This is a genomic window from Nonomuraea sp. NPDC003201 (assembly GCF_053590415.1).
Genome location: NZ_JBSFTC010000337.1, coordinates 1 through 11,240 on the forward strand (window position 1 = coordinate 1; position 11,240 = coordinate 11,240).

An 11,240-nucleotide genomic window follows, 5' to 3' on the forward strand; every position below is an offset into this window, starting at 1 on the left:
TGGTCAAGCCCGGCGCGGCCGTCCTCGACGTGGGGGTCTCCCGCGTCAACGGCAAGATCGCCGGTGACGTGGCGCTCGACGTGGCGGAGGGCGCGGGTCATGGGCCCGACGCCGCCCGGGTTGGGCGTCAGGAACCCCGCGACCTCCGCCACGTCGAGCGCCACGTCACCGGCGATCTTGCCGTTGACGCGGGAGACCCCCACGTCGAGGACGGCCGCGCCGGGCTTGACCATGTCACGGGTGATCAGGCCGGGTACGCCCGCCGCCGCCACCACGATGTCCGCCCGGCGAACGTGTCCGGCCAGGTCCTGGGTGCCGGTGTGGCAGAGGGTCACGGTGGCGTTCTCGCTGCGGCGGGTGAGCAGGAGGCCGAGCGAACGGCCCACCGTGATGCCGCGCCCGACCACGGCCACCTCGGCGCCCTTGATCGGCACGCCGTACTCCTGCAGGAGCAGCACGATGCCGTACGGGGTGCACGGGAGCGGGGCGTCGACCATGTGGACGAGGCGGCCCAGGTTGATCGGGTGGAGGCCGTCGGCGTCCTTGGCCGGGTCCATGCGCTCGAGCAGGGCCATCGCGTCGAGGTGCTTGGGGAGGGGGAGCTGGACGATGTAGCCGGTGCACTCGGGTGAGGCGTTGAGCTCGTCGATGGCCGCCTCGACCTGGGCCTGGGTGGCGGTCGCCGGGAGGTCGACGCGGATGGAGGCGATGCCCACCTCGGCGCAGTCGCGGTGCTTGCCCGCGACGTAGATCTGGCTGCCGGGGTCGTCACCCACGAGAACGGTGCCCAGGCCGGGCGTGATGCCGCGTTCCTTGAGCGCGGCCACTCGGGTCGTGAGGTCTGCCTTTATCTTGGCGGCGGTCGCCTTGCCGTCGAGTTTCACTGCGCTCATGCGGCAATCCTTCCACGTCCCCTCACGCCCTCAACACGCCACTCCCAACAGCAGCCACCCGCCCTTGCCCCGACAGCACGGTCGGCCTGGGGCCGGGGGCGCGATATCCACAAGTTATCCACAGACTCCAGGCAGCCGGCCCCAGTTATCCACAGGCAATCGTTGACATCGTTGTCATTGATCTTGGAAGGGCTTAGTGTTGCGGGCGCCAGCAACACGCGCGCCAAGAAGGTCGAACTCGTGCCCGGACTCGAACACCCTGGCGATCCCCGCCAGCCCGACAACCACCACAAACATTGATGAACTACGTACTTGCCATCGACATCGGAGGGACCAAGCTCGCCGCCGCACTGGTGGACGAGGAAGGTTCCGTGTTGCGTTCCGGCACGCGGCCCACGCCGCGTACGGACGTCATGTCCGCCCTGGCGGCCCTCATCACGGAAGTGACCGAGGGCGGCCCGCCGCCGGAAGCCGTCGGGATCGGATGCGCCGGACCGCTGGACCTGACCGCCGGAACGGTGAGCCCGGTGAACATGCCCAGCTGGCGCGGATTCCCCTTGCGCGAGGAGGTGCGGAAGCTGACAGGGCTGCCCACCGTGCTCGCCGGCGACGCGCAGTGCTTCGCGCTCGGCGAGCACTGGCTGGGAGCGGGACGCGCCAGTACGTCCCTGCTCGGCATCGTCGTGTCCACCGGGATCGGCGGCGGACTGGTGATCGACGGCATGCCACTCCTGGGACTAACCGGAAATGCCGGACATGTCGGCCACATGTCCATCGACCCCAACGGCGAGCGGTGCGAGTGCGGCGGCCGGGGCTGCGTCGAGCGCTACGCCAGCGGACCCAACCTCGCCCGCTGGGCCTTGGACAACGGCTGGTCCCCTGCCCTCGATGGATCGGAGGAGAAGGCGGACGCCCGAGCGCTCGCCAGGGACGCGGCCGCGGGCGATCCGGTCGCGGTGGCGGCGTTCGAACGCGGCGCGCGGGCGCTGGCCGGAATGATCGCCTCCACGGCGGCCGCGGTCGAGATCACCACGGTGGTCATCGGGGGTGGCGTGTCGGCGGCCGGGAAGGTGCTGTTCGATCCGCTGGAGCGCATCCTCGATGACGTGGCCGGGCTGGCGTTCGTCCGGGCGGTGCAGGTCCATCAGAGCACCCTTGGCGTGGACGCAGCCCTGGCGGGAGCAGCCCGTTTGGCGTCTATGGACCGTTAGGCGGCTTTTGAACGCCTCCTGCCGGTACGCGATCGACCGATGGCGTACCGGCAGGAGGCGCTGGTTCTGGTGAGCGAGCCGCGCTGGATGAAGGACGCCTTGGGGGCATCGACCTCGGCTCCAGCGAAGCTCGCTCTCCGGGGCGGGGGCCATCCGGGGAAGCAGCGTCGGAGCGCCGACCGTGTTCAGCCCGTGGGGGTGGAGCGGTGGGTTACTCGCGTTCGACTGCCTGGGCTTCGCGGCGTTCGATGATCCGGCGGGTGATCGGGATGATCTCCACCACGCGGCTGCCGAGGTAGGCCCCGATCAGGGCGAGCACCAGGAGAACGAAGGGGCTGGTGGCGATGCCGTTCATGGTGACGAAGACCTGCAGGATCAACTCGAGCAAGAGGGGCTCCGGGGGATCGGGCGAGCTAGGGGTGGGCACTCAGGGTAACCGCAGCCGGCGTGTGCTCGCCCATAAAACGGCCAAACGACAACATGATCGTCTATGCCACTCTTTAGCGGACTATTGAGACGCCATCGGACGATCATCACGCAATGAGCGCCGGGACACCGGCTCGTACGCGGCGACCAAATCAGGCGCCCCTCACATGCCGATCGTCCCGCCCTGAGTGGCACTGCGATCCCCACCGAAGCGACACAGCGATTACCACGTCCTGAGCAACGCGGTGCTCCCCTACCGCATGCGGCAGCGCAGCACAGCCCCGCGCATTGCACGACAAGCGTCCTCACACCCCGTGGCCCGCTGGTATGCACGGCAAGCGCCCCTGAGCGAAACAGCGGCCCCCGCCTCACTCAGCGAACGCACCCCGAGCGACACGGCCTCTTCCCTGCCGCACCCGACGAACCCACAGGCGGCACGACAGCCCCCGACCAACGCCCCAGACGGCACGGTGGTCCTCCGACGCGCCCAACGGACCCCCGAGCGAAACGACGGTCTGCTGTCGTGCCCAATGGACGTCCCACGAGCGAAACGGCACGTCCCGCTGCACCCCACCAAAGCCCCGAGCGAAAACGACGGCTTCCGCCGGTTGGGGGCTGAGGGCGCGGTGGCCCATCGTGCGTGGCAAAGGTGCCTTGGGCGGTGTGGCGGTTCGGGTTGCCGGAGGTGGGCGTGCGCGTTGGTCGGGGCCGGGGGTTGTGGTGGCCGTGCACGGCCACCGGGGTGTGGGGAGGGCCAGAGGGGCTCTGGCCCTGGAAGTGGCGAAGGTGCGGGTCGCTGGGGGTGGGTTAGTGGAAGAAGTGGCGGGTGCCGGTGAAGTAGAGGGTGATGCCGGCCTTTTCGGCGGCCTCGATGACTAGTTCGTCCCGGATTGAGCCGCCGGGCTCCACGATGAACCGGACACCCGCGTCGATCAGCACCTGTGCCCCGTCCGGGAACGGGAAGTACGCGTCCGAGGCCGCGACCGCACCCTCCGCGCGCTCGCCCGCCCTGGAGACCGCCAGGCGGCACGAGTCGACCCGGTTGACCTGGCCCATGCCCACGCCCACCGTCGCCCCGTCGCTGGCCAGCAGGATGGCGTTGGACTTCACCGAGCGGCAGGCGCGCCAGGCGAACTCCAGGTCCGCCAGCTGCTCGGGCGAGGCCGGGGTGCCGGTCTTGAGCTCCCACTGCGCGGCCGAGTCGCCGGGCGCGTCCACCTTGTCCACGGACTGCGCCAGGACGCCGCCGTCGATCTCGCGGAGCTCCACCTGCCGCGACGGCCCCTCCGGGCATTCCAGCAGGCGCAGGTTCTTCTTGGCCCGCAGGACCTCCAGCGCCTCCGCCGCGTAGGACGGCGCAATGACGACCTCGGTGAAGATGTCGGCGATCTGCCCGGCCAGCTCGGCCGTGACCTCGCGGTTGACGGCGATCACGCCGCCGTACGCCGAGACGGGGTCGCACGCGTGCGCCTTGCGGTGCGCCTCGGCCACGTCGGCGCCGATGGCGATGCCGCACGGGTTCTGGTGCTTGATGATGGCCACGCACGGCTCGCTGAAGTCCCAGGCGGCCCGCCAGGCGGCGTCGGAGTCGAGGTAGTTGTTGTACGACATCTCCTTGCCGTGCAGCTGCTCGGCGTTGGCCAGCCCGCTCGTGCCGGCCGTGTAGAGGGCGGCGCTCTGGTGCGGGTTCTCGCCGTAGCGCAGCGTGGCCTTGCGCTCGTACGTCGCCCCCGTGAAGGCCGGGAACCGATCCTCCCCGTACGTCCGCGCGAACCAGTTGGCCACCGCCACGTCGTACGAGGCCGTGTGCGCGTACGCGATGCCCGCCAGCCCCCTGCGCTCGGCCAGCGTGAAGCCGCCCTCGGTCAGCGCGTTGAGCACGTCACCGTAGAACCCGGGGTCGACCACGACGGCGCAGGTGTTGTGGTTCTTGGCGGCGCCGCGGATCATGGCGGGCCCGCCGATGTCGATCTGCTCGACGCACTCCTCGTCGGACGCGCCGGAGGCCACCGTCTCCTGGAACGGGTAGAGGTTGACCACGACCAGCTGGAACGGGTCGATCTCCAGCTCCTCCAGCTGGGACACGTGGTGCGGCTTGGTGACGTCGGCCAGCAGGCCGGCGTGCACGCGCGGGTGCAGCGTCTTGACCCGCCCGTCCAGGCACTCCGGGAACCCGGTGAGCTGCTCGACCTTGGTCACCGGGATCCCGAACGACGAGATCGCGGCGGCCGTGCCACCGGTCGAGACGATCTCCACCCCGGCGCCGTCGAGGGCTCTGGCCAGCTCCTCGAGCCCGGACTTGTCGTAAACAGCGATCAGCGCGCGCCGGATGGCGATGCGTGTCACGTGGATTCCCCTCCTGTTAGGTTGCCGATGCGGACCTGGCGTCCGCTGACCGTCCAGCCCTCGCGAGCCATCCGGCCGACGATCTCGACGAGCAGGCGCCGCTCGACGGTCTTGATGCGCTCGTGCAGGACCGCCTCGTCGTCGTCCGGGAGCACGGACACCGCCTCCTGGGCGACGATCGGACCGGTGTCGACGCCGGAGTCGGCCAGCATCACCGTGCAGCCGGTCACCTTGACCCCGTGGACGAGCGCGTCCCGCACGCCGTGCGCGCCGGGGAACGACGGCAGCAGTGCCGGGTGCGTGTTCAGCACGGGAAAGGCGTCGAGGGTCGGTGGCCCCAGAATTTTCATGAAACCCGCCGACACCACCAGGTCAGGCTCGTACGCGGCGATTCTGGCCGCGATGGCGGAATCCCATTCCGCCCGCGTCGCATAATCGCCCAATTTTTCAACAAAAGTTGGGACTTGTGCCCTCGTTGCCCTGGCCAGCCCTTCGATCCCATCCCTGTCCGCGCCGACCGCGACCACCCGAACCCCGTACGACGGGTCGGCGGAAGCGTCCAGCAGGGCCTGTAGGTTGGTTCCAGAGCCGGAAACGAGGACGACGAGCCGCCCAGCCTTAGACACGCACACTCCAATAAGGAAACAGGGTGGGGGTGTCAGAATATCGGTTCCTCGTCCGGCGACGCAGAGGAGGTCAGGTGTCGACACCGGTGCAGGCACCGGCAGGCCAGCAGCCCGCCGATTCGGCGGGTCGCCGAGCGATCTGGTTGTCCATCGCAGCGCTGGCCATGACGTTCATGTTGCCGCTCGCGGGCCTGGTCATGGCGCTGTTCGCGCTCGTGGCGGGGATCCGGGCGCTGCCGCTGCTGAAGTCCGCGGGCCGGTCCACAGGCATCGCCGTCGGCGGCATCACGATCTCCTCGATCGCGCTGGCGCTGTCGGCCATGGCCACGGGGATGCAGCTGTACCTGATGGACGAATACTCGGCCTACCAGGAGTGCATGAAGGGCGCGGGGACCGTTTCGGCGCAGGGTGAGTGCTTCACGCAGTTCAGGGACGCGGCCCAGCGCAAGCTGCCCGCCGACGTGCTGCAGTTGCTCGGCACCGTGCAGCCCTGAGCCGGACGCGGGTCAGTCGCGGTCCCAGGCGTACGGGTCGAGGTAGATGACGTGGCCGCCGCGGTCGTCCGACTCGTCCACGATGTCCTTGCGGGGCGGGCGGTCGGGCTGCGGCAGGCGCGGGCGGGCCTGGGCCAGTGTCTCGGCCTCGGCTGAAGCGTGCTCGTCCTGCCAGTCGTCCCGGATGACCGGGATCTCCTGAGTGTCGGCCTCGGTGGCGTCCATCCAGTGGCCGGGCAGCGGGCGTGGGTCCGACTCGGCCAGGCCGACCTTGCTCGCCGCCTTGGCGATGGCGGCCCCGGCCTTGCGTACGGGGGCGGCCGCCTTGTCGAGCGGCGTGCGGGCGCGCTTGTTGAGCAGCAGCAGGTTGGCCACGCCGGCGGAGATGCCCGCGGCCACGCCGACCTCCACCGCGACGGAGAGCGCCACCTCCCAGGGCGAGGGCCCGATCGTGGCCAGCCGCCCGCCGCCGATGGGCCCGCCGGACAGTGCCGCCAGCAGTCCCGCCACGAGCCCGGTGACGACCCCGCTGAGGAACCCCCACAGCGGCGCCGCCTCGTAGGAGGGCGACGGCGAGATCCGGGCCACCATGACCCCCGCGACGGCCCCCGCCGCGAACGGCACCGCGACCACCGCCATCATCCACCCCGGCACGGGCCCGCTCTCCGGCAACGCCCCCAGCAGCGGCAGGCTCGGCACCGTGCCGAGCTGCACCCCCGTGGGCGCGACCAGGGTCTCGGCGCCGATCGCGAACCCGGGCCCGGCGATATAAGAGGAGGCCCAGACGACGGCGTTCAGCAGGTAGAGGAGCTGCAGCAGCAACAGCAGCACGCCGCCGACGAGCCCCGGCGAGAGCACGTCGGACAGCTCCTTGACCTGCCCGAAGTTCAGCACGATGGCGACCAGCACCAGCGCGAGCCCGGCCACGAGCAGCAACGCCGTGGCGACCGCCGTGCCGACGGTGAGCGCGCGCACCCGCTCGGGCAGCAGCCGCAGCATCACCCGCCAGGGCCCGATCATCCGCGCCGTGGCCAGCGACCCCGCCAGGAACGCCAGCACGAAGTGGCTGAGCAGGGCCTCACCGATGAACGGCTGCGTGATCTCGTTGCTCGCCGCGAGCGCGATCAACCCCGCGAGCAGCGCGTACGGCGCCGCCAGCGACACCCCCGCCTGGACGACCACGGCGAGCTGGGCGCGGCGACGGGCCCCGGCCTGCTCCTTGGGGCTGTTCTTCGGCAGCCGGGCAGGCAGCCGCAGCCGCAGGTCGGCGTCGCGGGCCATCCACCGCCCGGCGCGGTAGAGGAGCACGGCGGGCAGCATGATCAGCCCCAGCGGCAGCAGCCCGACCCGCCCGCCCTGGATCGCGAACCCGGCGTGGTGCGCGGCCAGCCAGAGCTGCGCCGCCGTGCGGAACACCCCCGGCAGCCCCGTGCCCAGCGTGCCGCGCGGCGCGGCGATCCAGCCGACGAGGGTGAGCGTGGTGAGCGCGGCCAGCCCGACGCCCAGCGTGGCGGCGGCGGCCAGCATCCCGGAAACGGGTAGCGGCCGCCTCGTCTCGTCGTCGTCGCCCGAGCTCCCGGGGAGCTTGCCCAGCATCGACCGGGGGGCAGCACGCAACTGGTCGAGAATCGCCGTCACAGTAGGCGATTTTCTCAAGGTTTCCCGACCGGCGCTTGGTTGACGCGCCGCCGTCCACCCACTTTGTGACGTCGAACTACACCCGATTTGTCCCCCGAGCCCCGGACCGGCCACGGAAACGGCCCACGGGGCGGCGTAACGGCGGCCGGCCCCGCGCACCTCGTGACCGTCTCCCTGGACAGGGGCCGGCCACGTGCGGCGGGTGGGTCGCCCGCCGTAAGCGTAAAAGATGGGGAGGGGAAAGCCCCGTGCGGTGAGGACCGCACGGGGCTTTCGGAAAACGGAAACCCGTTGATCAGCGCGCCTGCATGATCTCGCGCATGAGGCGGGCGGTCTCGGAGGGGGTCTTGCCGACGCGGACGCCGACCTTCTCCAGGGCCTCCTTCTTGGCCTGGGCGGTGCCCGCGGAGCCCGACACGATGGCGCCGGCGTGGCCCATGGTCTTGCCCTCGGGGGCGGTGAAGCCCGCGACGTAGGCCACGACCGGCTTGGTGACGTGCTGCTCGATGTAGGCGGCCGCCCGCTCCTCGGCGTCACCGCCGATCTCGCCGATCATGACGATCGCGTCGGTGCCCGGGTCCTCCTGGAACGCCTGGAGCGCGTCGATGTGGGTCGTGCCGATGACGGGGTCGCCACCGATGCCCACAGCGGTCGAGAAGCCGAAGTCACGCAGCTCGTACATCAGCTGGTACGTCAGCGTGCCCGACTTCGAGACCAGGCCGATGCGGCCCGCGGTGGTGATGTCGGCCGGGATGATGCCCGCGTTGGAGGCACCGGGGGAGGCGATGCCGGGGCAGTTGGGGCCGATGATGCGGGTCTTGTTGCCCTTGGAGACGGCGTACGCCCAGAACGCGGTGCTGTCGTGGACCGGGACGCCCTCGGTGATCACCACGCACAGCGGGATCTCGGCGTCGATGGCCTCGATGACCGCGTCCTTGGTGAACGCCGGCGGCACGAACACGACCGACACGTCGGCGCCGGTCTTCTCCATGGCGTCCTTGACCGTCCCGAACACCGGCAGGCCCTCGTGCGTGATGCCGGCCTTGCGGGCGTTCACGCCGCCGACGACGCGGGCGCCGGAGGCGAGCATGCGGCGGGTGTGCTTGGTGCCCTCGCCACCGGTCATGCCCTGAACGATGATCTTGCTGTTCTCAGTCAACCAGATGGCCATGGGTCACGCACCTACCGCAGCGAGCTCGGCGGCACGCTTGGCCGCGTCGTCCATCGTGTCTACCAGCTCGACCCGCGGGAGCGCGGCGTCGGCCAGGATCTGCCGCCCGAGCTGGGCGTTGTTGCCGTCGAGGCGGACCACGAGCGGGTGGGTCACGGCCTCGCCGCGGCTCTCCAGCAGCTTGAACGCCGAGACGATGCCGTTGGCGACGGCGTCGCAGGCGGTGATGCCGCCGAAGACGTTCACGAAGATCGACTTGACGCTCGGGTCGGAGAGGATGATCTCCAGGCCCGCGGCCATGACCTCGGCCGAGGCGCCGCCGCCGATGTCGAGGAAGTTCGCGGGGGACGGCTTGCCGGGGAACTGCTCGCCCGCGTAGGCCACCACGTCGAGCGTGGACATGACCAGGCCCGCGCCGTTGCCGATGATGCCGACGTCGCCGTCGAGCTTGACGTAGTTGAGGTCCTTCTCCTTGGCCTTGGCCTCGAGCGGGTCCTCGGCGGCCTTGTCGGCGAGCGCCTCGTGGTCGGTCTGGCGGAAGCCGGCGTTGTCGTCGAGCGTGACCTTGCCGTCGAGGGCCTTTACCTGGCCGTCGGCCGACAGGATCATGGGGTTGACCTCGACGAGCGTGGCGTCCTCGTCGACGAAGCAGCACCAGAGCTTCTCGATGAGGTCGGCGGCGCCGTCGAGCGCCTTCTCCGGCAGGCCGCCGGCCACCGCGATCTCGCGGGCCTTCGCGCGGTCGATGCCGGTCAGCGCCGAGACCGGCACCTTGGCGACCTTCTCGGGCGCGGTGTGCGCGACCTCTTCGATGTCCATACCGCCCGCGGCGGAGCAGATGGCGAGGAAGGTACGGTTCGCGCGGTCGAGCAGGAAGGAGAAGTAGTACTCCTCCGCGATCGCGCTGGCCTCCTCGACGAGGACCTTGTGGACCGTGTGGCCCTTGATGTCCATGCCGAGGATGGCTTCGGCCTTCGTCACGGCGTCGGCCGCGTCGTCGGCCACCTTGACGCCTCCGGCTTTGCCTCGGCCACCGGTCTTGACCTGGGCCTTGACGACAACGCGGCCGGTCAGCTCCTCGGCGGCCGACCGCGCCTCCTCCACGTTGTGTGCGACGATGCCGCGTGGCACCGGGATGCCGTAGTCGGCGAAGAGTTCCTTCGCCTGATGTTCGAACAGGTCCACGAGGGTCCGTCCTCTTCCGTTTGGTCGCTCACCCTCTGTCGGGTTCGCGCCCTGCTTTTCCGACTGATGTTCGACGGCCCGGGCAACCCCGTGCGTGCCGGGCGTTTCCGCCGGTAAAGCCTAGCCCGAAGCTTGACCTGCCCAGGTCATGGGGGCATGGTTCTTCCGCTCTGTGACGGTCATCTCACTTCTCCAGGACGGACCCTGCACGAAAAATGCACCGTTTTGGCATCGCGTGCCCGGGCTGTCGATATAGGGTCGTGATCTTCTATTGGCAGGCTTCTGCTCCCTCTCCTTTTGAATCGAACGGGGAAATCGTATGAAGCGAATTCTCGCGGGCTTGGCGTTAACCACGGCCGCAGCGCTCGTTACCGCCACACCTGCCGCGCAGGCCGCGCCGGTGGACCCGGTGAAGGCGCTCAAGAAGCAGTTCGTCGCGGGGCACGGTGTACGGATCTCCGAGAAGACCCGGATGTCCGTGGACGGCAAGAGCGTCGGGGTCAGCACGACGCTCGGCTCTTTCGAGTTCAGCAAGTCCGGAATCGTCGCGAGCGATGTCCGGACCCGCAGGCCCAGCAAGGACAAGAGCCTTGCGGCCGCGCTCGCCCCGCCGCGCATCATCACGGTCGGCGGCTACAGCTACGTTCAGGGCGGGCTGTTCACCGAGGACCTGCCCGAGGGCAAGAAGTGGGTTCGCTACGGCGGTGGCGAGGCGACCGGCGGCACCTACAACCAGATCCTCGACATCTTCGAGCCGAAGGTGCTGAAGACGCTGGTGTCGCGTGCCAAGAGCTTCAAGGGCGGCACGTACAAGGGCGCCCTCACGTACAGCGAACTGGCCAAGGCCTACGGTCAGAAGCTGTCCGGCACGATCGGCAAGATCAAGATTGACTACGCGCTGAAGGTCAACTCCAAGGGCCTGGTCACCACGCTCACCTCGGGCTGGAGCCTGGACTTCGGCGTCCTGGGCAAGACCCGCTCCGAGACCGAGACCCGCTACCTCGGGTGGGGCTCCAAGGTCAAGATCAAGGCTCCGGCCAAGGACCTGTGGGTCGACGTGGACGACCTCGGTGAGGACAGCGACGTTCCGCAGGAGATCCCGAACAACTCCCTGAACTCGCTCGCCAACTGAGCAGCCCTCTCCGCCTCCTTCCGCCCGCTGGGTGGGAGGAGGCTTTCTCCTCTCTAAGGATGCGCATGAAGCGAGTTCTGGCGGCGGCGGTGGCCGCCACGGCGCTGGTCACCGCCGC

10 protein-coding genes are annotated in these 11,240 nt (G+C 69.8%); 3 read left to right on the forward strand and 7 right to left on the reverse strand.

What is annotated here, in order from left to right; all coding sequences use genetic code 11:
* The coding region (locus tag ACWDX9_RS52705) for a bifunctional methylenetetrahydrofolate dehydrogenase/methenyltetrahydrofolate cyclohydrolase (RefSeq protein WP_449969514.1) at window positions 1-893 on the reverse strand (893 nt) is incomplete at its 3' end.
* Between the two features lie 299 nt (window positions 894-1,192).
* Here ACWDX9_RS52705 and ACWDX9_RS52710 point away from each other — a divergent pair.
* The gene (locus ACWDX9_RS52710; protein ID WP_449969517.1) at window positions 1,193-2,104 is read left to right on the forward strand and encodes an ROK family protein; all 912 of its coding nucleotides are present in this window, start codon (window positions 1,193-1,195) and stop codon (window positions 2,102-2,104) included.
* Between the two features lie 211 nt (window positions 2,105-2,315).
* On the opposite strand, the gene ACWDX9_RS52715 is transcribed toward ACWDX9_RS52710, so the two are convergent.
* The 3 genes from ACWDX9_RS52715 to purN form a co-directional block, all read right to left on the reverse strand.
* Window positions 2,316-2,492 carry a hypothetical protein gene (locus tag ACWDX9_RS52715; protein ID WP_449969520.1) on the reverse strand — a complete coding sequence of 59 codons (177 nt, stop codon included), beginning with the start codon at window positions 2,490-2,492 and terminating at the stop codon, window positions 2,316-2,318.
* Between the two features lie 845 nt (window positions 2,493-3,337).
* The gene (gene purH, locus ACWDX9_RS52720; RefSeq protein WP_449969522.1) at window positions 3,338-4,876 is read right to left on the reverse strand and encodes a bifunctional phosphoribosylaminoimidazolecarboxamide formyltransferase/IMP cyclohydrolase; all 1,539 of its coding nucleotides are present in this window, start codon (window positions 4,874-4,876) and stop codon (window positions 3,338-3,340) included.
* Window positions 4,873-5,502 (reverse strand): phosphoribosylglycinamide formyltransferase, encoded by a 630-nt coding sequence (gene purN, locus ACWDX9_RS52725; protein ID WP_449969524.1) that lies wholly within the window; start codon window positions 5,500-5,502, stop codon window positions 4,873-4,875. The genes purH and purN overlap by 4 nt, the downstream gene beginning before the upstream one ends.
* 74 nt (window positions 5,503-5,576) lie before the next feature.
* Between purN and ACWDX9_RS52730 the strand changes: the two genes are divergently transcribed.
* Window positions 5,577-5,996, forward strand: coding sequence for a hypothetical protein (locus tag ACWDX9_RS52730; protein ID WP_449969526.1), 420 nt, complete (start codon window positions 5,577-5,579; stop codon window positions 5,994-5,996).
* 12 nt (window positions 5,997-6,008) lie between these two features.
* Here the strand turns inward: ACWDX9_RS52730 and ACWDX9_RS52735 are convergent, their stop codons facing one another.
* The 3 genes from ACWDX9_RS52735 to sucC form a co-directional block, all read right to left on the reverse strand.
* Entirely contained in the window at window positions 6,009-7,634 is a 1,626-nt protein-coding gene (locus ACWDX9_RS52735; protein ID WP_449969528.1) for a cell division protein PerM, read from the reverse strand.
* 295 nt (window positions 7,635-7,929) lie between these two features.
* Window positions 7,930-8,805, reverse strand: a complete 876-nt coding sequence (sucD, locus tag ACWDX9_RS52740; protein ID WP_350731199.1) for a succinate--CoA ligase subunit alpha — start codon at window positions 8,803-8,805, stop codon at window positions 7,930-7,932.
* Between the two features lie 3 nt (window positions 8,806-8,808).
* Window positions 8,809-9,990, reverse strand: a complete 1,182-nt coding sequence (gene sucC / locus ACWDX9_RS52745; RefSeq protein WP_363962282.1) for an ADP-forming succinate--CoA ligase subunit beta — start codon at window positions 9,988-9,990, stop codon at window positions 8,809-8,811.
* Between the two features lie 319 nt (window positions 9,991-10,309).
* Between sucC and ACWDX9_RS52750 the strand changes: the two genes are divergently transcribed.
* Window positions 10,310-11,122: a hypothetical protein gene (locus ACWDX9_RS52750; RefSeq protein WP_449969530.1), complete on the forward strand. Its 813-nt coding sequence runs from the start codon at window positions 10,310-10,312 to the stop codon at window positions 11,120-11,122.
* Window positions 11,123-11,240 lie beyond the last annotated feature (118 nt).

Coding starts and splice junctions, on each gene's coding strand:
- ACWDX9_RS52710 (WP_449969517.1), top strand. CDS start 1,193: ATGAACTACGTACTTGCCATCGACATCGGAGGGACCAAGCTCGCCGCC.
- sucD (WP_350731199.1), bottom strand. CDS start 8,805: ATGGCCATCTGGTTGACTGAGAACAGCAAGATCATCGTTCAGGGCATG.
- ACWDX9_RS52750 (WP_449969530.1), top strand. CDS start 10,310: ATGAAGCGAATTCTCGCGGGCTTGGCGTTAACCACGGCCGCAGCGCTC.